Raw genomic sequence first — 21,251 nt, 5'->3', positions numbered from 1 at the left:
TTTCCTGAGGCTCCTTCCATCACCTGTCATCACGCGACGGGAGGGGCTTTCTACATCTGGAGATTTGACTATGAACGTTATTGCAATCATGAATCACATGGGGGTTTACTTCAAAGAAGAACCCATCCGTGAACTGCATCGTGCTCTCGAACGCCTGGACTTCCGTATTGTCTACCCGAACGACCGTGACGACTTATTAAAACTTATTGAAAACAACTCTCGTCTGTGCGGCGTGATCTTCGACTGGGATAAATACAATCTCGAACTGTGCGAAGAAATCAGCAAAATGAACGAGTACATGCCGCTGTATGCGTTCGCTAACACCTACTCCACTCTGGACGTTAGCCTGAACGATCTGCGCATGCAGGTTCGCTTCTTCGAATATGCGCTGGGCGCTGCGGAAGATATCGCGAACAAAATCAAACAGAACACTGACGAATACATCGACACCATTCTGCCGCCGCTGACCAAAGCGCTGTTCAAATATGTCCGTGAAGGTAAATATACCTTCTGTACCCCAGGCCACATGGGCGGTACCGCGTTCCAGAAAAGCCCGGTAGGCAGCATCTTCTACGATTTCTTTGGCTCCAACACCATGAAATCCGATATCTCCATTTCGGTTTCTGAACTGGGTTCCCTGCTGGACCACAGCGGCCCGCACAAAGAAGCGGAAGAGTATATCGCTCGCGTGTTTAACGCAGAACGCAGCTACATGGTGACCAACGGTACTTCTACCGCTAACAAAATCGTCGGCATGTACTCCGCGCCGGCCGGCAGCACCGTGCTGATTGACCGTAACTGCCACAAATCGCTGACTCACCTGATGATGATGAGCGACATTACGCCGATCTACTTCCGTCCGACCCGTAACGCCTACGGTATCCTCGGCGGTATTCCGCAGAGCGAATTCCAGCACGCGACTATCGCCAAGCGTGTGAAAGAGACGCCGAATGCGACCTGGCCGGTACACGCGGTTATCACCAACTCAACCTATGATGGTCTGCTATACAACACCGACTTCATCAAGAAAACCCTGGATGTGAAATCCATCCACTTTGACTCCGCGTGGGTGCCTTACACCAACTTCTCGCCGATCTATGAAGGCAAATGCGGGATGAGCGGCGGCCGCGTCGAAGGGAAAGTGATTTATGAAACCCAGTCCACGCACAAACTGCTGGCGGCGTTCTCCCAGGCGTCGATGATCCATGTGAAAGGCGACGTAAACGAAGAGACCTTCAACGAAGCCTACATGATGCACACCACCACCTCTCCACACTACGGGATCGTGGCCTCCACCGAAACCGCGGCGGCGATGATGAAGGGGAACGCTGGTAAGCGTCTGATCGACGGCTCTATTGAACGTTCCATCAAGTTCCGTAAAGAGATCAAACGTCTGAAAGGCGAGTCTGACGGCTGGTTCTTCGACGTCTGGCAGCCGGAGCATATCGATGGTCCTGAATGCTGGCCGCTGCGTTCCGACAGCGCATGGCACGGTTTCAAAAACATCGATAATGAACACATGTACCTCGACCCGATCAAAGTCACGCTGCTGACTCCGGGGATGAAGAAAGACGGCACCATGGATGACTTCGGTATTCCGGCAAGCATCGTAGCGAAATACCTCGACGAACACGGCATCGTGGTAGAGAAAACCGGTCCGTACAACCTGCTGTTCCTGTTCAGTATCGGTATCGATAAGACTAAAGCGCTGAGCCTGCTGCGTGCGCTGACCGACTTCAAACGCGCGTTCGACCTGAACCTGCGGGTGAAAAACATGCTGCCGTCGCTGTACCGTGAAGATCCTGAATTCTATGAAAACATGCGTATTCAGGACCTCGCGCAGAACATTCACAAACTGATTGAGCATCACAACCTGCCGGATCTGATGTTCCGCGCGTTTGAAGTGCTGCCATCGATGGTGATGACCCCGTATGCCGCGTTCCAGAAAGAGCTGCACGGTCAGACGGAAGAAGTGTATCTCGAAGAGATGGTCGGCCGCGTCAACGCCAACATGATCCTGCCGTATCCTCCGGGAGTGCCGCTGGTGATGCCGGGTGAGATGATCACCGAAGAGAGCCGTCCGGTGCTGGAGTTCCTGCAGATGCTGTGCGAAATCGGCGCCCACTATCCAGGCTTCGAAACCGATATCCACGGCGCCTATCGTCAGGCGGATGGTCGTTACACCGTTAAAGTGCTGAAAGAAGAGAATAACAAGTAATAGACGCACACCAGGGAAGTGGCTTGCCACTTCCCTTTTTCACGCTGCAAGGAGAACACATGAAAACACCCTCACAGCCGCGCGCGATTTACTACATCGTTGCGATCCAGATCTGGGAGTACTTCAGCTTTTACGGCATGCGCGCCTTACTCATCCTTTACCTTACCCACCAGCTTGGCTTCGACGACAGCCACGCCATCAGCCTGTTCAGCGCTTACGCATCTCTGGTTTACGTTACCCCTATTCTCGGCGGCTGGCTTGCCGACCGCCTGCTCGGCAACCGCACGGCGGTAATTGCCGGGGCGCTGTTGATGACCCTCGGCCATGTGGTGCTGGGCGTTGAGTCGACCTCCGCATGGAGTTTGTACGTCGCGCTGGCGATCATCATCTGCGGCTACGGCCTGTTTAAATCCAATATCAGCTGCCTGCTCGGCGAACTGTACGCTCACGACGACCCGCGTCGCGACGGCGGTTTCTCGCTGCTGTACGCCGCCGGCAACGTCGGCTCGATTGCCGCGCCCATCGCCTGCGGACTGGCGGCGCAGTGGTACGGCTGGCATATCGGCTTCGCCCTTGCGGGGATCGGTATGTTTATCGGCCTGATGATTTTCTTAAGCGGCAGCCGCCACTTCCGGCATACCCGCGGCGTCGATAAACCGGCGCTGCGGGCGGTTAAGTTCGTGCTGCCGACCTGGGGCTGGCTGCTGGTGATGCTCTGCCTGGCGCCGGTATTTTTCACTCTACTGCTGCAAAACAACTGGTCCGGCTATCTGCTGGCGATCGTCTGCCTGTTCGCCGCCCAGATGGTGGCGCGGATCATGATCAAAGCCCCGGAGCATCGACGCGCGCTGTGGCAGATCGTCCTGCTGATGCTCGCCGGAACGCTGTTCTGGGTGCTGGCGCAGCAGGGCGGGAGCTCGATTAGCCTGTTTATCGACCACTTCGTCAATCGTCGTCTGCTGAACTGGGACGTGCCGACCGCGCTGTTCCAGTCAGTTAACGCGATAGCGGTGATGGCGGCCGGCGTGGTGCTGGCGTGGCTGATGCGCCCGGAAGGCAGCGTGCGTTCTGTGCTGCGCGTCTGGCTGAAATTTTCTTTCGGCCTGCTGCTGATGGGCGGCGGCTTTATGCTGCTGGCGCTCAATGCCCGCCATGGCGCGGCTGACGGTCAGGCCTCGATGGGCATGATGGTCGCCGGGCTGGCGATGATGGGCTTTGCCGAACTGTTTATCGACCCGGTGGCGATGGCGCAAATCACCCGTCTGAACATGCCCGGCGTCACCGGCGTATTGACCGGGATCTATATGCTGGCCACCGGCGCGGTGGCCAACTGGCTGGCGGGCGTGGTCGCCCAGCAAACCACCGAATCGCAAATCAGCGATACGGCGATTGCCGCCTATCAGCATTTCTTCGCGCAGATGGGCGAATGGACCCTCGGCTGCGTGGCGGTGATGGTCATTATCGCCTTTGCCGCGGCCTGTAGCGTCGGCAAACGTCGTGCGGCTGCCGGTGAAATTACCGGCGGCGGCGCCTGACGCTCGTCCCGGCTCGTGGCGTAAACACTTTGTCCGGGCCGCGATTCGTAGCCCCGGTAAGCGCAGCGCGACCGGGGGCATTACCTCAACAGCGGAGCGCGAAGTCGCTCCTTGCACAGCTTATTGAACAGGAGGAGGATATTCTGGCATGCGCGGAGGCCAACGATAAAAAATACCGTTACTGAAGCCATAGCTGAGTGAGATCAGCTTGGAGTGAATCCAGGATCGTTAAGATTGTGCTCTGGTGTCTTCCCAGAGACAGGCCGCGCGGAAGGGTGACCTGGTTCAATTTATCGAAGCTAGTTTGAAAGCAAGGTTATGAGGAATCCATATGTCTGAACAACAAGCACAAGGTGCCGATGAGGCCATTGACCTTAATAATGAACTGAAAGCTCGTCGCGAAAAACTGGCTGCGCTGCGTGAGCAGGGCGTAGCTTTCCCCAACGATTTCCGTCGCGATCATACCTCTGACCAATTGCATGCTGAATTCGATGCGAAGGACAACGATGAACTCGCTTCCCTGAACGTTGAAGTTGCGGTGGCTGGTCGGATGATGACCCGTCGCGTGATGGGCAAAGCCTCCTTCGTCACCCTCCAGGACGTCGGCGGCCGCATTCAGCTGTACGTGGCGCGCGATGACCTGCCGGAAGGCGTCTACAACGAACAGTTTAAGAAATGGGACCTCGGCGATATCATCGCCGCTCGCGGCAAGCTGTTCAAAACGCAAACCGGCGAACTCTCGATCCACTGCACCGAGCTGCGCCTGCTGACCAAAGCCCTGCGCCCGCTGCCGGATAAATTCCACGGCCTGCAGGATCAGGAAGTTCGCTATCGCCAGCGCTATCTGGATCTGATCGCCAACGAAGAGTCGCGTCATACGTTCCGTATCCGTTCGCAGATCCTCGCCACCATGCGCCAGTTCATGGTGGCCCGCGGCTTTATGGAAGTCGAAACGCCGATGATGCAGGTGATCCCTGGCGGTGCGTCAGCCCGTCCGTTCATCACCCATCACAACGCCCTGGATCTCGATATGTACCTGCGCATCGCGCCGGAACTGTATCTGAAACGTCTGGTGGTTGGCGGTTTTGAACGCGTGTTTGAAATCAACCGTAACTTCCGCAACGAAGGGATCTCGGTACGCCATAACCCAGAGTTCACCATGATGGAACTATATATGGCGTATGCGGACTACAAAGACCTGATCGAACTGACCGAGTCGCTGTTCCGCACCCTGGCGCAGACGGTGCTGGGCAAAACCGAAGTGCCGTATGGCGACCAGGTGTTTGATTTCGGCAAGCCGTTTGAAAAACTGACCATGCGGGAAGCGATCAAGAAACACCGTCCGGAAACCAACATGGCGGATCTGGATAACTTCGACGCGGCGAAAGCGCTGGCGGAATCTATCGGTATTCAGGTAGAGAAAAGCTGGGGGCTGGGACGCATAGTTACCGAAATCTTTGACGAAGTGGCGGAAGCGCATCTGATTCAGCCGACCTTCATCACCGAATACCCGGCGGAAGTTTCTCCGCTGGCGCGCCGTAACGACGTCAACCCGGAAATCACTGACCGCTTTGAATTCTTCATCGGCGGCCGCGAAATCGGTAACGGTTTCAGCGAGCTGAACGATGCCGAAGACCAGGCGCAGCGCTTCCAGGATCAGGTGAACGCCAAAGCGGCGGGCGATGACGAAGCGATGTTCTACGACGAAGACTACGTGACCGCCCTCGAGTACGGCCTGCCGCCGACCGCGGGTCTGGGTATTGGTATCGACCGCATGGTGATGCTGTTTACCAACAGCCATACCATCCGCGACGTGATCCTCTTCCCGGCCATGCGTCCGCAGAAGTAATCCATTGCACTCCCTCCCGGCCTGCGCCGGGAGGTTCTGTCTGCATTATCCCCGGCCTGTCGGCAGAGCGATGTTATTACAGGACTTTTTGCAACGTGCCGCGCTGGCTGCCGTTTGCCCATACGCCGTTAAAGGCGTCGTTCAGCGTAAAGGCTGAGCTTTTCACCCGGAAGGTCAGTTTACCCTGGCTGGCTTTCGCCGCCTCGACCAGATGACCATGGGTTTTCACCGTTTTAGCGGTGACGGTAATCTCATCAATTTTATCGCCATACTCCGTATAAACATACCAGGTGCCCACCCAGGGGCCGAAGCCGCTATCGGCGTGCTGTGCGGCGGCGGCATTCTCGGCTTTGGTTTTATGAATATCGCAGGTGATCCCGTCGGTCATCTGCGTGCAGCCGGAACGTTCAAGCTGTTCCCGGTATTTCGCGCTAATGGCGTGGGCCGGCGCGGCGGCGACCAGCGCCAGGGTGAGGGTGGTGAAAAGCCAGGTCTTATTCATCTTATTGTTTCTCATCGCGATAGCGGCGTGCCGGGCCAGAGAGAGGGATACACGTTGGTGTATTCTCCCGTTGGCGTCAGAATAAAATAACCCAACCAGTCCTGATAAGTAATTAGCAAGAGGCTCTGGGGTTATTTATTAGTAAAACATCAAAGTTTCATGCTTATTTCGCAAGCCAACCTTCCCACTGCTTGTCATATTATTGCAGAGAGAATGTTAATTATTTGATGTTTTAAAAGCGGCTATGTGTCATTCAGGCAAATAACAGCAGGTCTGTCCTTGGTGCACGGCAAAAGCCCGCGCTGGTGCGGTGTTGAGTTTTTTTTCATATTGCTATCATCATATTTTGAATGAAAGGGATAACCTCTGAAGCGGGTTATTAAGCCAGTAATTTTTATCCACAAAATAAGCCGGCGGCAAGCATTATTTCCATTTATTTTTCAGGGTTACCTGAAATAGCGAATATACCGCCAGCGCAATGATGGATTTCCATCATTTCTCCGTTTTCATCGTCGGTCGTCGCCTGCTTATAGTGACGCCAGACAAGACCACAGGGTGGAAAGGAGAACAAGATGGCGACAGAGCAACTGCGGTGGGGCGTGAGCCCCCTGTGCTGGACCAACGATGTACTCGAGGATTTAGGCGGTGATATTCCCCTGGATACCTGCCTGCGCGAGGCGCGGGAGGCGGGCTATCAGGGCATTGAGTTAGGTCGGAAATTTCCCCGCCAGGCATCAACCCTGGGCCCGCTGCTGGCGGCGGCTGACCTGCGCCTGGCGTCCGGCTGGTACAGCGGCATGCTGGCCGACCGCAGCGTGGAAGCGGAGCTGGAGGCGGTGCGGGAGCACGCCCAGCTCCTCCGGCAGCTCGGCGCGAAGGTGATGGTTTACGGCGAATGCGGGCAACTGCCAGGTGAAACCCCGCTTGATGAGCCTATTTCGCTCTCGCCGCCGTTAAGCCGCGTCAGCCTGGCGGCGTATTGCCACAAGCTGAATACCTTTGCTGACCTGCTGCTGCGCGACTATGACCTCCAGCTGGCCTATCACCATCATCTGATGATGCTGGTGGAGCACGATGACGAGCTGGAGCGGTTTCTGTCTCACACCCATGACAACGTCGGGCTGGCGTTTGATACCGGGCACGCCTTTGTCGCCGGGGTCGAGATCCCGCGCGTACTGCACAAATATGGCCACCGTATCCGCCATCTGCATCTGAAAGACGTGCGTCCGCAGGTGCTGGGGCGTCTGTATCGTGAAAACCTGAGCTTTAACGAGGCGGTGCGTGCCGGGCTGTTTACCATCCCAGGCGACGGCTGCATCGACTATGCGCCGATCCTCGACTTTGTACGGGACAGCGACTACCGCGGCTGGCTGATTATCGAAGCCGAGCAGGACCCGGCGATGGCGCCGCCGCTGGCCACCGCCAGCCGCGCCTATGCCTGGCTGGCGCACCATTTATCTTCCCCTTCATCGTCAGAGGAGTACGCATCATGAGCGCGCGGTTAAATATTGGCCTTATCGGCTCAGGTTTTATGGGGCAGGCACACGCTGACGCTTACCGTCGCGCGGCGATGTTCTATCCCGATCTGCCCAAGCGCCCGCATCTCTACGCGCTGGCGGATCAGGATCAGGCGATGGCCGAACGCCACGCGGCGAAACTGGGGGCGGAAAAGGCCTACGGCGACTGGCGCGAGCTGGTAAACGATCCGCAGGTTGATGTGGTGGATATCACCTCGCCGAACCATCTGCACTACACAATGGCGATGGCGGCGATCGCGGCGGGTAAACATGTCTATTGCGAGAAGCCGCTGGCGGTCAATGAGCAGCAGGCGCAGGAGATGGCGCAGGCGGCACGGCGCGCGGGGGTGAAGACCATGGTGGCCTTTAACAACATCAAAACGCCGGCGGCGCTGCTGGCAAAGCAGATTATCGCCCGGGGAGATATTGGCGAACCGGTGCGCTTTCGCGGCACCTTTGATCAGGGGTTTTATAACGACCCGAACCTGCCCTGGTCCTGGCGCTGCTCGAAAACCCTCGGCGGCAGCGGGGCGCTTGGCGACCTCGGCGCCCATACCCTGTCTGTCGCCCAGTTTTTGCTGGGCGGGATCCGTGAAGTGACCGCCAGCGCGCAAACCTGCCTGCGCCAGCGTCCGGTGCCGCAAACCGATGCCGGGTATGCCAGCCGGGTCGCGGCCGATGCCGAGTGGCGGGAAGTGGAAAATGACGATCAGGTTCAGTGCCTGGTCAATTTCGACAGCGGCGCCGCGGGGGTGATTGAGGCCTCGCGCATCGCCGCCGGGCGGATCTTCGGCGTGTTCTGGGAGGTCTCCGGCACCGAAGGCACGCTGTATATGGACGGGGAGCGCTTTAACGAGCTGCAGGTCTATCGCTTCAACGATGACAAACATGACCGCGGCTTTAAGACGCTGTATGCCGGGAGCCAGATCCCGGCCTATGCCGGCTTCTTCGGCTTCGATTTTGGCGGCGGCGGGCTGGGCTATTTTGACGTCAAGGTGATCGAAGTGCATGACCTGGTGCAGGGGATTTGCGGGGAGGGCGACTGCTATCCCAACTTTGAATTTGGTTTGCAGAATCAGCGCGTGCTGTCGGCGATTGAAGCCTCGATGGCCAGCCGTCGCTGGGTGAACGTGGTTAAAGACTAAGGAGCCGCTATGTTTCCGTCACACTTACCAACCCCGCGCCGCCCGGCGGCGCAGAGCATTCCCATCCTGCGCTGGGGCATTATTGGTCCTGGCTGGATCGCCGAGCGCTTTGTGCACTCATTGAAAACCTACAGCCGGCAGCAGGTGGTGGCGGTGGCTTCCCGCAGCCAGGCGAAGGCCGACCGGGTGGCCGCGGAATGGGGGATCCCCCAGGCTTACGGCCAGGTGGAGGAGATGCTGGCGCGTCCGGATATTGATGCGGTGTATATTGCGACGCCGCACAACCATCACTTTCCCGACGGCATGCAGGCGCTGAAGGCGGGCAAACACGTGCTGATTGAGAAACCCTTCGCCCTCAACCTCGGCGAAGGACGTGAGCTGCAGGCCGAAGCCGCCCGCCAGGAGAAGCTGGCGCTGGAGGCAATGTGGTGCGATTACGCGCCGAAATATGATGTGATCCGCCAGCTGCTGGAGGATGGGGCGCTCGGCGACCTGCATACCCTGCTGGCCGATCACGGCGAGTATTTCACCCCCGAGCACCGCATCTTCAATGCCGATCTTGCCGGCGGGCCGATGATGGACCTCGGCAGCTATTTGACCTCGTTTGCGCTGATGGTGGGCGGCATGCCGCAGGAGATTGTCGCCCGCGGCAGCGCCACGGCGGAGGGGCTTAACGGTCAGACGTCGATGCTGTTTAGCTGGCGGAACGGGATGCAGGGGTTGTTAAACACCACTTTGTTCAGCAACACGCCGGGCGGGGCGGTGGTGGCCGGACGTCAGGCGACCCTGACGATCGACGGCCAGTTTTACGCCCCCGGCGGCTTCACGCTCGCTGCCAGCCAGGGCGGGCAGGTGCTGCGCTGGGAAGAGCCGCGCAATCGTTACGACCAGCTGTTCTGGCAGGCGGAGCATTTTGCCTGGTGCATCGGGCAGGGGTTGCAGGACTCACCGCTGCGGCCGCTCAGTCGGGTGCTGCAGAATCTGCAGGTGATGGATGAGGTGCGGCGCCAGGTGGGCGCGGTGTTTAACGAAGAACGCTAAGGAGCCGGCCGGGCATTGGTTTGCAGATAGCGCGAGCGTATCTGCCATTGCCCGGCAAAAGGACGCGTACTATGCCTGATGTCTGTTGCCCGGCGGCGCTGCGCTTGCGCGGGCCTACGATTTTACTGCAACCGTTTGATATTAAATCAGATTAGTGCCTGTGTTATGTAGGCCGGGCAAGGCGTTGCCGCCGCCCGGCATAAAAGCGGCTCCGCGCCCGCTGTTCTTGCCCGGCGGCGCTGCGCTTGCACGGGCCTGGGATATCAATGCAACCGTTTGATAGTACAGTGTATTGATGCCTGTGTTATGTAGGCCGGGCAAGGCGTTGCCGCCGCCCGGCATAAAAGCGGCTCCGCGCCCGCTGTCCTTGCCCGGCGGCGCTGCGCTTGCACGGGCCTGGGATATCAATGCAACCGTTTGATATTAAATCGTATTAATGCCTGTGTTATGTAGGCCGGGCAAGGCATCGCCGCCGCCCGGCATAACAGCGGCTCCGCACCCGCTGTTCTTGCCCGGCGGCGCTGCGCTTGCGCGGGCCTGGGATATCTATGCAACCGTTTGATATTAAAGTGGATTAATGCCTGTGTTATGTAGGCCGGGCAAGGCATCGCCGCCGCCCGGCATAAAGGCAGGTGCAGCGCCTGATAGCGGTTGCATCGCACCCGCTCAGCGACAGTCGTCGACGGCGACAAACTGACCATGCTGCAGGGACTGAACCGCCGCTTCGGCAATGGCCTGCGCCTGCAGGCCGTCCAGCAGGCCGGGCAGGTCGGCGACGGTTTCACCATTCAGGGAGCGAATAAAGGCGTCAAGATGCTGGTAATAAGATCCCTGTACCCGGCTGAACCAGTCTGGCCACAGGCCCGGTTCAATGCGCTGATTGCCGCGCCACAGGGTAGGGCCCGCCGGCGACTGGCTACCGGACTCCAGCGCGCCTTCGGCGCCCAGCAGGGTGATCCGTTCATCGTACCCGTGGCCGGTGCGGCGGGTATTGTCCAGCTGCGCCAGCGCGCCGCCGCGCATCTGCATCATCAGGATGGAGGTGTCGACATCGCCAAATTCGGCAATGTCCGGCAGGGCCAGCGCCGCGCCCATCGCTGCTACGGTGCGCACTTCATCGCCAGTGAGAAAGCGCAGGAGATCGAAGAAGTGGATCGCCTGATCGCGCATCTGGCCGCCGGAGCTGCGCAGATAGTCGAGCGGCGGCATGCTGGAGGCGCGGCAGACCATCTGCACCAGCTCGACCCGGCCGATCAGCCCTTGCTCCAGCTGGCGGCGGAGCTGCTGATGGCTGCTATCGAAGCGCCGGTTAAAGCCGACAGTGACCGGCACGTTCAGGGGGAGCACCCGCTCCACCACCTCACGGGCGCGCGCCAGGGAGAGGTCGATCGGTTTTTCGCAATAGACCGCCTTGCCCGCCCTGGCGGCGGCTTCCAGCAGTTCGGCATGCGACGGGGTTGAACTGGCGATCAGCACCGCGTCGATGGCGTCGCTATGGATCGCCTCGCTCACTGTCACCGCCCGGGCGCCATAGCGGGCGGCCAGCGCCTGGGCGCGCTCCGGGGCGGCATCGGCCACCATCGTCAGCGAACTTCCTTCATGACGAGCAAGACTGGCGGCATGAACCTGACCGATAAAACCACTGCCTACCAGGGCAAAACGTTTGCAGATCATTTTTTTCTCCAGAATGGCGAGGGGACGCTGCCACCATAATCGGTTTGCTAAACTCACTGACACTGCCGTTTTGATGGATTTCCATCATGAAGAGAGGGGCGATGAAAAACATTTCACTGGCGATGCTGGCCAGACAGATTGGCGTCGGCGTGGCCACCGTTGACCGGGTGCTGAACGAGCGCGGCGGCGTATCGCCGCAGACCACGCGCAAAGTGCTGCAGGCGGCGCGCGAGGCGGGGCTGAAGCGGATCCTGCCGGAGGAGCACCGCTTTCCCTGGCAGATTGAGGTCTTTCTCAGCAGCAATGACTCGTTCTTCTTTCCGCAGCTGGCGCAGGATTTTGCCGCCGTGGCGGATAGCCTCGGCTATCGCCGTCTGACCTTGCACCGCACCTTTGTCCCGGAGTCGCAGCCGACGACGCTGGCCCGGCGCATTGCGCGCAGTTGCCAGCAACGTCAGGGGATCATCGTCTTCGGCAATGACCATCCCGCGGTGCATGACGCGCTGCGCCGCTGCCGGGAGGCTGGCGTCCCGGCGATCACCCTGGCGACGGACCTGCCCGGCACCGACCGACTCTGCCACGTGGGGATCAATCAGCTGCAGGCTGGCCGCACGGCGGGGTTAATGCTGGGGAGAATGACGCCGCGGCCCGGCGAGGTGCTGATGGTCAGCGGCCGGCAAGATTACAGCGCGCATCGCCTGCGCATTCAGGGGTTCCGCGAGGTGCTGAGCCAGCGCTTTCCCCACCTGCAGCTCAGCGACGTGCTGGCGGGCGAGGAGCGGCGGGAGCAGATCACCCGCCTGGTGGAGCAAGCCCTGTGCCGCAGCCGAAATATTGTTGGGATCTATAACACCGGGCTTGGCAATACCCAGATTGCCGAGGCGCTGGCCCGCCACCGCCGCGAAGGCGACGTCTGCTGGATCACCCATGAGCGTTACAACACCACCCGGCAGCAGCTGGCGAAGGGCAGCCTGGCGTTAACGCTCGATCAGAACACCCGCCAGCACGCCCAGCTTGCGATCGACCTGATGCTGCGCCATCTGGAGTCCGGCTACCAGCCGCAAACCTATGCCGACGGTAAAGTCGACTTTATCCTCTACAGCGCCGAGAACGTGGACTAAGGCGTGCGGCGCCTCCCTTCCTGACAACACGGATTTCCCCGGCGGGTAAATGCCAACCCCGCCGGGAGGGATCGCTTCAAAGCGTTGTCTGCTTCTCATTTTTCGCTCATTTATGCGGCAATGTTAGATGTCTGTCAAAATTCTGTTACTGCATAGTTTTAAAATTTTCATTTCAGTTATTTACTTATAAAAGTTTCAAATGTCTTGTTAATGAAATAAATGGTCTGAAATCCAGGTTGCGGCGTAAATGGACTGATGTTTCAAAATAGTGATGATAAAACAGCCGTTATTTGTGATTTAGATCACGATGGAGTGCGAGAGGTGCCGCAGCGTCGTCGATATACCAGCAGACATTTGCCGCAACGTAACTGAAATTAATTTTTCATTTTGTTTCATTCACCGGCGTACCTACAAAATCAAGGATCAACTATGAATATTAAGAAAACGATTGTTGCCTCTTTGTTAGCCTGCATGCTGCCTGCGGTGGTTATGGCAAAAGATGTCTCCATTGGCGTCTCGATGGCGCTGTTTGACGATAACTTCCTGACGATCCTGCGTACCTCGATGCAAAAAGAGATGAAAAAAGATGGCGTTAAATCGCAGATCGAGGACGCGAAAGGGGATGTCTCCCAGCAGCTGCAGCAGGTGCAGAACTTTATCGGCCAGGGGGTGGACGCCATTATCGTCAACCCGGTGGATACCAACGCGGTGAAACCGATCATGGATCAGGCCACCAAAGCCGGGATCCCGCTGGTGTTTGTGAACCGCCGTCCGCAGGCGGAGCTGACCGACAAGATGGCCTATGTGGGATCGGACTCCATTCTTGCCGGCCGTCTGCAGATGGAAGCGCTGGCGAAAGCGATGAACGGTAAGGGCAATGTGGCGATCCTGCTCGGCGACCTGGCGAATGAATCCACTCGCGACCGCACCAAAGGGGTGGAAGAGGTGGTAGCGAAATACCCGAACATCAAAATCGTCCAGAAGCAGACCGCGAAATTTACCCGCAATGACGCAGTGGATGTGGTCAGCAACTGGATGACCAGCGGTGAGGATATCCAGGCCATCGCCTCCAACAACGATGAAATGGCGATCGGCGCCCTGCAGGCGCTGGGCAAAAACCCGAACCATATTCTCATCGCCGGCGTGGATGGCACCCCGGATGCCCTGCAGATGCTGAAGAGCGGCAAGATGATCGCCACCATCTTCCAGGATGCGAAAGGCCAGGGTGAAGGCGCAGTAGACGCGGCCATCAAGCTGGCGAACGGCGAGAAAGTGGAAAAAATCATCGACGTGCCGTATCAGCTGATCACCAAAGAGAACATGGCTGAATTTACCAACCGTAATCAGAAATAGTCCTGGCCAACCTGTGGTACGGAGGTGGATGTATGAACGCTTTTGCCCTTGAAGCCGAAGGTATCAGTAAGTTCTTCCCCGGCGTGAAGGCGCTCGATAATGTCTCATTGCGCGTGCGTCCGGGAACGGTGCATGCCCTGATGGGCGAGAACGGCGCCGGTAAATCCACGCTGATGAAATGCCTGATCGGTATCTATCGCCCCGATAAAGGGTCGATTCGCGTGAAAGGGGAGCCGGTGGAGTTTACCGACACCATGGATGCGCTGCGCTCGGGGATCTCGATGATCCACCAAGAGCTCAATCTGGTGCCGCATATGACGGTGGCGGAGAATATCTGGCTGGGGCGCGAGCCGATGAAGTACGGCTTTGTCGACCACGGCCAGCTGACCCGCCAGACCCAGGCGCTGCTGGATAAGCTCAATATCCGCTTAACCGCTGACCGGCTGGTGGGCGACCTGAGCATCGCCGCCCAGCAGATGGTGGAGATTGCCAAAGCGGTCTCATGGAACGCGGATATTGTGATCATGGATGAGCCCACCTCGGCGCTGACCGAAGGCGAGGTGGCTCACCTGTTCACCATCATCCGCGACCTGCGCGCCCAGGGTAAAGCGATCATCTATATCAGCCACAAAATGGATGAGATCTTTGCCATCACCGATGAGATCAGCGTCTTTCGCGACGGCACCTGGGTGGGGAGCAAAAACACCACCGAATTTACCCGTCAGTCGCTGATCACCCAGATGGTGGGCCGCGAATTAACCCAGCTGTTTCCGAAATTTAATAACACCATCGGCGAAGAGGTGCTGACGGTGCGCAACCTGACGCGTCAGGGCGTGTTCCATGACGTCAGCTTTAGCGTACGCCGTGGCGAAATCCTGGGCGTGGCCGGGCTGGTGGGCGCCGGGCGCAGCGAGGTGATGGAAAGCCTGTTCGGTATGGAGCGCTTCGACAGCGGCGAAGTGCTGATCGACGGGGCGCCGGTGACCATCGATTCCCCCTCCGTGGCGATTGAAAAGGGGATGGCATTATTAACCGAAGACCGGAAAAAGTCGGGCCTGTTTCTGGTGCTGTCGGTGCTGGAAAATATGAGTATCGTCAAAATGCCGGAATATATCGGCAAGAGCGGTTTTGTCCAGCACGTGAAAATGGCCGAAGACTGCATGGAGCAAATACGCCGGCTCAATATTAAAACGCCGACGATGGATCAAATTATTAATAACCTCAGCGGGGGGAATCAGCAAAAAGTCCTGATTGCGCGCTGGCTGTTAGCGCAACCGAAAATCTTAATTCTCGATGAGCCGACCCGCGGTATCGACGTCGGGGCGAAGGCGGAGATTTATCATCTTATCAGTGAACTGGCGAATCGGGGGGTGGCGGTGATTATGGTCTCCTCTGAACTGCCGGAAATCCTTGGCATGAGCGATCGGGTCATGGTGATGCATGAAGGTCGTATCACCGGCATCCTGGAAAAAGACGAAGCCGACCAGGAAACCATTTTGTCGTTGGCATCCCATTGAGGCACAGAGAATGAGTAATATGAAATTAACGGCGGCTCCGGCCAGCGAGGGTTCCTCCTTCTTCGCTAATTTGCGGCATAAAATGCCGAAAGATACCGGCATCTTTGTGGTGATGCTGGTGATTGCCCTGACCTTTGAAATCGCCGGCTGGTATGTTCGCGACCAGTCGTTCCTGCTCAATACCAACCGGCTGGTGCTGATTGTGCTGCAGGTGGCGATTATCGGCATCATCGCCGTGGGCGTCACCCAGGTGATCATCACCACCGGGATTGACCTCTCCTCCGGCTCGGTTATTGCCCTTGCGGCGGTGGTGGCGGCCAGCCTGGCGCAAACCTCCGATAGCCTGTCGCCAATGTTCCCGGCGCTGGTCAACCTGCCGGCGGTGATCCCCATTTGCGCGGGGATCGGCATCGGCCTGCTGTGCGGCCTGACCAACGGTTTCCTGGTGACGCGGACCGGTATCCCGCCGTTTATCGCCACCCTCGGGATGATGGTTTCGGCGCGCGGTCTGGCGCAGTATTACACTCAGGGCAACCCGATCAGCTTCCTCTCCGACAGCTTTACGGCGATAGGCCAGGGGGCGATGCCGGTGATTATCTTCTTCGTGATCGCCGCCGTGTTTCACATTGCGCTGAAGCATACCCGGTATGGCAAATATGTGTATGCCATCGGCGGCAACATGACCTCGGCCAAAGTGTCCGGCATCAATGTGAATAAATATCTGGTGATCGTCTACACCATCGCCGGGGCGCTCTCCGGGCTGGCGGGGGTGGTGCTGGCGGCGCGCGTCAGCAGCGGCCAGTCGAGCATGGGGATGTCCTACGAGCTGGACGCGATTGCCGCCGCGGTGATCGGCGGCAGCAGCTTAATGGGCGGAGTGGGGCGCATTACCGGCACCCTGATTGGCGCGATGATCCTTGGCCTGATCAAAAGCGGTTTTACCTTTGTCGGCGTCGATGCCTATGTGCAGGATATTATTAAAGGCATCATTATCGTTGCGGCGGTAACCATCGATATGCGTCGCAACCGGAAAAAACACTAATCTTATCAACGGGCGGCAACGGCGAAGGATGCCGTTGCCGCCCGTCCTGTCCAGAAATAAACAAAATACTCCCCGCCAGGCTCCGCCTGTCTGTTTTACCCGCGCTGCGCATCCTGTACAGTTTCGCCACTTCCGTTGTCCATTCGTCAGGGGCCACGCGTGGCCTGCGGTTTCTGGAGTCGTATGAATACACCATCCTTTGGCAAATTCTCGCCGCGCTGGCTAGCGGGAAAAAGGGGCCTTATCGTCACGCTGCTCGCGGGGCTGGCGATCCTGGCGCTCGGTCGGGGCATGAATTTGCCTGCCAGAGAGGTTTACCGTGAGAGGCAGATCCGCCAGCTGGAGGAGGATGCGCAGTGGGTGGCGGAACGCCTTGAGCGGCGGATGAACATTCCGGCGCCGCAGCGGGAAGCGACCTGGCCGCTGGCGGCGATGCGCGCCGCTCTCCAGACCCTCGCCCAGGAGCGGCATTATCAGCTGCTGCTGGTGAATGGCGACGGGCATCTGCTGGCGGCATCGCACGCGCTGCCGGCCAGCGTGCTGGCCCAAGTGCAGGCGCAGTTCCCGCGAGAGATGCAGCCCCCGCTGTTCGGCAGCCACTACCAGACCATTCAGCCATTCGCCCCGCATCAAAGGATGTTAAGCCGGGCGCTGAACGGCAACGCGGGGCTGGCGGGCTGGAATCTGGTGATGCTGGCGCCGGATGGTGGATTGCCCTCGTTGCTGGTGGCTTACCGCTGGCCGGTAACGATCGGCCTTGGCGGGTGCTCGCCAGCGCGCTGCTGGCGCTGAGGCAAGCGGCGCGCGCCAGGCGAAAACGCTAATTGCCAACCGCGCCGTCAGGGATGGCGAATCTGCAGGGTGGCGGGCAGGTAGCGCTGAAGCGGCTCCGGGGCCTGACCGTCGATCAGCTGGCTGAGCAGATCGTAGCAGTGCCAGGCCAGCTGACGATTATCCTGCTGCACGGTATCAATGCGCAGGGAAAGCGAATCATACAGATAGTGATCGTCGAAGCTGGCGAGATGAATATTGGAATCCAGCAGATGATGCTGGCTCATATAGCGCAGCACCCCTTCGAGCAGCCCGCAGGCCGCGGTGAAGAGCGCCTTCGGCGGACGCCCCAGCCGCGCGCAGAGCGCCGCGAACATCTCATAGCCGGAGCTGGGGTGGTAGTTGCCGTTGATCACCCACTCAGGGCGCAGCGTGATCCCCGCCTGGGCCAGGCCCTGGGTGAACCCCGCCAGCCGGTCGCGCGACGGCGACAGCCGCGGCTGGCCGCCGAGAAACCAGAACTCGTCCGCATGCTGAGGCGCGATACGGGAGATCAGCTCGGCCGTTGGGGTGACCGAGTCGGTCATCACCAGCGGCAGGGCGCTGTCGCTGGGGGAGCGGTCAAACAGCACCACCGGCAGCTGTTCGCTGAGTTTCTGATAGTCGGCATCGCTGTGCATACAAGAGGCGACTATCAGGCCGTCGACCTGGCGGGCGATCATGTTATTGACCACCACGCTCTCCTGGCCTGGGTTTTCGTCGGTGCAGGAGATAAGCAGCTGCACGCCGGCTTCCCGGCAGAGCGTCTCAAGCTCGTGGGAGAAAACGGCAAACCCGTAGTTGGTGATCTCCGGCACCACCAGACCAATGGTATGGCTGCGGTTATCGCGCAGCGAGCGCGCATGAATGCTGGGCTGATAGTGCTGCTCGCGGGCGATCGCCAGCACGCGCTCGCGCGTCTCTTGCGCCACGCGCAGCTCTTTGCCACGGCCGTTGAGCACCAGACTGGCGGTCGCTTTGGAGACGCCCGCCAGTTCAGCGATATCTTTGATAGTTACGCGTTTGGTTTTCATCACCACTCAGGAGCCTGAAAGCAAAACGCTTATACTACCATGCATGGCCGCAGCAGCCAGCGGCAGAATGCCACCGGCGTCGCACCGCTGAAGATTAACTGCCCCGGATAGCCCGGGAAGAAGCGGCTGCTCATCACCCCTTCGCCATCGTTGATGAAAATTTCCACGCTGGAGCGGTCGATAAAGATCCGCAGGCGCCGCGCTTCGCCGCGCCAGTAGCGGTGATGCATCTCGGCGGTCTGCAGCCCGCGGCGCGACAGACGCAGGCCGTCGCGATTGACGGTGAGCTGCAGGGCGCCGGCAAAGTCCAGCCCCAGCGTGCTGTCGGGGGAAAGGTCAAAGGTCAGCTCCATCGGGGCGAGGGGCAGGGTCTGTCCGCACCAGCCCTGAGCTTCCTCGCGCAGAGCGGCCAGCTCGCGCAGCGGACGCTGATACAGAGTGCCAGCCTGCCACTCCAGCTCACGCACGCAGGTCATCTGATGGATCCAGCCCTGCGCGCGGGTGGGCTGATGCATCTCGTCCCCGTCGGGGACGCCCATCCAGCCGACCAGCAGGCGGCGGCCATCATCGGCCTGCATGGTCTGCGGCGCGTAGAACTCAAATCCGCTGTCCAGCTCGTGCAGCGGGCCGTGGTCGAAGATCCCGCGTTCGGCGTCGAAGCGGCCTGCCATCCACACCGCCGGATAGGTATTGAGAAAGCGCTGCGCTTCGCGGGCCAGCCCCTGCGGGCAGCAGATCAGCAGGTGGGTGTCCGCCAGCGGAAAGAGATCCGGGCACTCCCACATGTAGCCGGCGTTCGCCAGGCCGTTCACGTCGTGCCCGGCGATCTCGCCCACCAGGCGCCACTCCCGCAGGTCGCTGGCGGTAAACAGCAGCACTTTGCCGCGCTGTTGCACATCCTGCGCCCCAAGAACCATGTACCAGCGCCCGTCCTGCCGCCACACTTTAGGGTCGCGCACATGGCCGGTATAGCCTTCTGGCAGCGGCAGCACCGGCCCCAGCTTGCGGAAGGTGCCATCGGCATTCTCGGTCGCCAGACATTGCCAGGCGGTGCGCCCGCCGTCGGGGAATTTCACGTTGCCGGTGTAGCACAGAGTCAGGGCACCCTCGAACTCGACCGCGCTGCCAGAGTAGCAGCCGTTGCGGTCATACTCTTCATCCGGCATCAGGGCGATAGGTTCGTGCCGCCAGTGCAGCAGATCGGCAGAGCTCCAGTGTCCCCAGCACTTATAGGTATGGTCGCAGGCGAGCGGGTTCCACTGATAAAACAGGTGGTAACGCCCGGCGACCTGGCAAAAGCCGTTAGGATCGTTCAGCAGTCCGTTGACCGGCGCCAGATGCCATTGCGGATAATGGCTGTCGGCCAGCGCCTGCGGCTGGCCCTGCATAACGGCCTGCAGGATCGCAGGCAGACGTGACGGTAATGACATTATTCAGCGTCCGTTTTGTATTTCAGCGTCAGAGAGAGCGCGAAGGCCACGGCGAAGGCGATCGCCATTCCGATAATGTAGTTCAGCAGCGAGCTGGCCTGCACGATAGCCATTCCCGGGATCGCCGTCAGGCCCACCGCGGTCATGTAGACGTGCATCGACACCACCCAGGCGCCGCCGGCGGCACCGCCCACCAGCGCGGCGATAAACGGTTTCACAAAGCGCAGGTTAATCCCGAAGATTGCCGCCTCGGTGATCCCCAGCATCGCCGAAAACGCCGACGGCAGGGTGATGGCTTTTATTTTGGCATCTTTGGTTTTAAACCACACCGCAAAGCAGGCGCCGCCCTGGGCGACGTTGGCCATCGCCCAGATCGGCAGCAGGAAGTTGACGCCAATCGATGGGTTGCCCAGCAGTCCGGCCTCGATGGCATGGAAGCTGTGATGGATACCGGTAATGACGATCACCGAATAGAGGCCGCCGAACAGCAGGCCCGCCAGCCAGCCGGCATGGCTGATAAGCGTGCTGAGGATAAACGAAATGCCGTCGCCGAGCGCGCGACCGGCCGGGCCGATCAGCAGCAGGGCGATAAAGCCGGAGATAATCACCGTCAGGAACGGAGTGAGGATCAGGTCCAGCGCGTCAGGGATCACGCGGCGCAGCCGCTTCTCGACCATGCTCATAAACCACACCGCCAGCAGCACCGGGAAGACGGTGCCCTGGTAGCCGATCATCGCCACTTCGATGCCGAAGAAATTCATGGTGTGGAAGCCGGCGGCGACGCCCCAGGCGTTGGTCAGCGCCGGGTGGGTGAGGATCCCGCCGAGGGTCGCGCCCAGATAGGGGTTACCGCCAAATTCGCGGGCGGCGGTAAAGCCGATCAGGATCGGCAGAATGATAAACGCCGCCGAACTGCACATATCCAGCATGATATAGAGAGCGTTGCTCGGGTCGACCCAACCGTAGGTTTTCACCATCCCCAGCAGGCCCATCAGCAGGCCGGAGGCGACGATGGCCGGAATAATCGGCACGAAGATGTTGGACAGCAGGCGGGCGATGCGCTGGAACGGGTTCAGCTTTTTCGCCGCCAGGTCGGCGGCTTCGGATTTGCTCGATTCGCTGATGCCTGCGGCCTGGATAAAGGCGGCATAGACTTTATTGACCACCCCGGTGCCGAAGATGATCTGCATCTGTCCGGCATTGCGAAAGCAGCCTTTCACCCCGTCGATTTTGCCAATCGCCTGCTGATCGGCGAGCGCGTCGTCGACCAGCACCAGCCGCAGGCGGGTGGCGCAGTGCGCGGCGCTGGCGATATTTTCCTTGCCGCCCAGCAGGGGAAGCAGTGAGCGGGAAATCTGTTCAAAATCCATAGTACCCTCTAAATGCATGATGATATGGCGTGGGCGGCGCCAGCCGTGGCAGGCGCCGCGAACCTTATATTTATGTGTTATTTACCCTGTCGC

The 21,251-nt window shown here is 59.4% G+C and carries 16 protein-coding genes; 11 read left to right on the top strand and 5 right to left on the bottom strand.

Annotated features, from left to right (window positions below):
- Positions 1–70: 70 nt before the first annotated feature.
- The 3 genes from cadA (at position 71) to lysS (ending at position 5,602) form a co-directional block, all read left to right on the top strand.
- A complete protein-coding gene (gene cadA / locus KHQ23_RS15035; RefSeq protein WP_002892486.1) occupies positions 71–2,218 on the top strand; it encodes a lysine decarboxylase CadA in 2,148 nt (715 codons plus the stop codon).
- Positions 2,219–2,277: 59 nt separating this feature from the next.
- The gene (dtpD, locus tag KHQ23_RS15030; RefSeq protein ID WP_004151795.1) at positions 2,278–3,753 is read left to right on the top strand and encodes a dipeptide permease DtpD; all 1,476 of its coding nucleotides are present in this window, start codon (positions 2,278–2,280) and stop codon (positions 3,751–3,753) included.
- Positions 3,754–4,084: 331 nt separating this feature from the next.
- Positions 4,085–5,602, top strand: coding sequence for a lysine--tRNA ligase (gene lysS / locus KHQ23_RS15025; protein ID WP_002892491.1), 1,518 nt, complete (start codon positions 4,085–4,087; stop codon positions 5,600–5,602).
- Between the two features lie 76 nt (positions 5,603–5,678).
- On the opposite strand, the gene KHQ23_RS15020 is transcribed toward lysS, so the two are convergent.
- Complete coding sequence (locus tag KHQ23_RS15020; RefSeq protein WP_004191485.1) at positions 5,679–6,104, bottom strand: hypothetical protein; 426 nt, start codon at positions 6,102–6,104, stop codon at positions 5,679–5,681.
- A 572-nt stretch (positions 6,105–6,676) separates the two neighbouring features.
- On the opposite strand from KHQ23_RS15020, the gene iolE reads away from it, so the two are divergent.
- The 3 genes from iolE to KHQ23_RS15005 are packed head-to-tail and all read left to right on the top strand — an operon-like array spanning position 6,677 to position 9,807.
- Positions 6,677–7,597, top strand: a complete 921-nt coding sequence (gene iolE, locus KHQ23_RS15015) for a myo-inosose-2 dehydratase (RefSeq protein ID WP_002892496.1) — start codon at positions 6,677–6,679, stop codon at positions 7,595–7,597.
- Positions 7,594–8,766, top strand: coding sequence for a Gfo/Idh/MocA family protein (locus tag KHQ23_RS15010; protein ID WP_004142667.1), 1,173 nt, complete (start codon positions 7,594–7,596; stop codon positions 8,764–8,766). The genes iolE and KHQ23_RS15010 overlap by 4 nt, the downstream gene beginning before the upstream one ends.
- 9 nt (positions 8,767–8,775) lie before the next feature.
- Entirely contained in the window at positions 8,776–9,807 is a 1,032-nt protein-coding gene (locus KHQ23_RS15005; protein ID WP_032434151.1) for a Gfo/Idh/MocA family protein, read from the top strand.
- Between the two features lie 666 nt (positions 9,808–10,473).
- Here the strand turns inward: KHQ23_RS15005 and KHQ23_RS15000 are convergent.
- The gene (locus KHQ23_RS15000) at positions 10,474–11,481 is read right to left on the bottom strand and encodes a Gfo/Idh/MocA family oxidoreductase (protein ID WP_032434152.1); all 1,008 of its coding nucleotides are present in this window, start codon (positions 11,479–11,481) and stop codon (positions 10,474–10,476) included.
- Between the two features lie 101 nt (positions 11,482–11,582).
- On the opposite strand from KHQ23_RS15000, the gene KHQ23_RS14995 reads away from it, so the two are divergent.
- The 5 genes from KHQ23_RS14995 (at position 11,583) to KHQ23_RS14975 (ending at position 17,306) form a co-directional block, all read left to right on the top strand.
- Positions 11,583–12,602, top strand: coding sequence for a LacI family DNA-binding transcriptional regulator (locus KHQ23_RS14995; RefSeq protein WP_032434153.1), 1,020 nt, complete (start codon positions 11,583–11,585; stop codon positions 12,600–12,602).
- A 429-nt stretch (positions 12,603–13,031) separates the two neighbouring features.
- Entirely contained in the window at positions 13,032–13,955 is a 924-nt protein-coding gene (locus KHQ23_RS14990) for a sugar ABC transporter substrate-binding protein (RefSeq protein WP_002892597.1), read from the top strand.
- Positions 13,956–13,987: 32 nt separating this feature from the next.
- The gene (locus KHQ23_RS14985) at positions 13,988–15,472 is read left to right on the top strand and encodes a sugar ABC transporter ATP-binding protein (RefSeq protein ID WP_004142660.1); all 1,485 of its coding nucleotides are present in this window, start codon (positions 13,988–13,990) and stop codon (positions 15,470–15,472) included.
- 19 nt (positions 15,473–15,491) lie between these two features.
- A complete protein-coding gene (locus tag KHQ23_RS14980; RefSeq protein WP_172095807.1) occupies positions 15,492–16,514 on the top strand; it encodes an ABC transporter permease in 1,023 nt (340 codons plus the stop codon).
- 183 nt (positions 16,515–16,697) lie between these two features.
- The gene (locus KHQ23_RS14975) at positions 16,698–17,306 is read left to right on the top strand and encodes a hypothetical protein (RefSeq protein WP_032434155.1); all 609 of its coding nucleotides are present in this window, start codon (positions 16,698–16,700) and stop codon (positions 17,304–17,306) included.
- Between the two features lie 47 nt (positions 17,307–17,353).
- Here the strand turns inward: KHQ23_RS14975 and KHQ23_RS14970 are convergent, their stop codons facing one another.
- The 3 genes from KHQ23_RS14970 to KHQ23_RS14960 are packed head-to-tail and all read right to left on the bottom strand — an operon-like array spanning position 17,354 to position 21,158.
- Entirely contained in the window at positions 17,354–18,364 is a 1,011-nt protein-coding gene (locus KHQ23_RS14970; protein WP_073553777.1) for a LacI family DNA-binding transcriptional regulator, read from the bottom strand.
- 23 nt (positions 18,365–18,387) lie between these two features.
- Entirely contained in the window at positions 18,388–19,788 is a 1,401-nt protein-coding gene (locus tag KHQ23_RS14965; RefSeq protein ID WP_032434156.1) for a sucrose-6-phosphate hydrolase, read from the bottom strand.
- Positions 19,788–21,158 carry a sucrose-specific PTS transporter subunit IIBC gene (locus tag KHQ23_RS14960; RefSeq protein ID WP_002892640.1) on the bottom strand — a complete coding sequence of 457 codons (1,371 nt, stop codon included), beginning with the start codon at positions 21,156–21,158 and terminating at the stop codon, positions 19,788–19,790. The genes KHQ23_RS14965 and KHQ23_RS14960 overlap by 1 nt, the downstream gene beginning before the upstream one ends.
- Positions 21,159–21,251: the final 93 nt, after the last annotated feature.

It is taken from the genome of Klebsiella sp. 64, from assembly GCF_018223915.1.
GTDB lineage: Bacteria > Pseudomonadota > Gammaproteobacteria > Enterobacterales > Enterobacteriaceae > Klebsiella > Klebsiella pneumoniae.
The sequence above is the reverse complement of the archived record's forward strand: the minus strand, read 5'-3'. Positions and strand labels throughout refer to the sequence as shown.

Excerpts from the sequence above, each read along its gene's own strand:
- cadA (WP_002892486.1), top strand. The coding sequence starts at position 71 with ATGAACGTTATTGCAATCATGAATCACATGGGGGTTTACTTCAAAGAA.
- dtpD (WP_004151795.1), top strand. The coding sequence starts at position 2,278 with ATGAAAACACCCTCACAGCCGCGCGCGATTTACTACATCGTTGCGATC.
- lysS (WP_002892491.1), top strand. The coding sequence starts at position 4,085 with ATGTCTGAACAACAAGCACAAGGTGCCGATGAGGCCATTGACCTTAAT.
- KHQ23_RS15020 (WP_004191485.1), bottom strand. The coding sequence starts at position 6,104 with ATGAATAAGACCTGGCTTTTCACCACCCTCACCCTGGCGCTGGTCGCC.
- iolE (WP_002892496.1), top strand. The coding sequence starts at position 6,677 with ATGGCGACAGAGCAACTGCGGTGGGGCGTGAGCCCCCTGTGCTGGACC.
- KHQ23_RS15010 (WP_004142667.1), top strand. The coding sequence starts at position 7,594 with ATGAGCGCGCGGTTAAATATTGGCCTTATCGGCTCAGGTTTTATGGGG.
- KHQ23_RS15005 (WP_032434151.1), top strand. The coding sequence starts at position 8,776 with ATGTTTCCGTCACACTTACCAACCCCGCGCCGCCCGGCGGCGCAGAGC.
- KHQ23_RS15000 (WP_032434152.1), bottom strand. The coding sequence starts at position 11,481 with ATGATCTGCAAACGTTTTGCCCTGGTAGGCAGTGGTTTTATCGGTCAG.
- KHQ23_RS14995 (WP_032434153.1), top strand. The coding sequence starts at position 11,583 with ATGAAAAACATTTCACTGGCGATGCTGGCCAGACAGATTGGCGTCGGC.
- KHQ23_RS14990 (WP_002892597.1), top strand. The coding sequence starts at position 13,032 with ATGAATATTAAGAAAACGATTGTTGCCTCTTTGTTAGCCTGCATGCTG.
- KHQ23_RS14985 (WP_004142660.1), top strand. The coding sequence starts at position 13,988 with ATGAACGCTTTTGCCCTTGAAGCCGAAGGTATCAGTAAGTTCTTCCCC.
- KHQ23_RS14980 (WP_172095807.1), top strand. The coding sequence starts at position 15,492 with ATGAAATTAACGGCGGCTCCGGCCAGCGAGGGTTCCTCCTTCTTCGCT.
- KHQ23_RS14975 (WP_032434155.1), top strand. The coding sequence starts at position 16,698 with ATGAATACACCATCCTTTGGCAAATTCTCGCCGCGCTGGCTAGCGGGA.
- KHQ23_RS14965 (WP_032434156.1), bottom strand. The coding sequence starts at position 19,788 with ATGTCATTACCGTCACGTCTGCCTGCGATCCTGCAGGCCGTTATGCAG.
- KHQ23_RS14960 (WP_002892640.1), bottom strand. The coding sequence starts at position 21,158 with ATGGATTTTGAACAGATTTCCCGCTCACTGCTTCCCCTGCTGGGCGGC.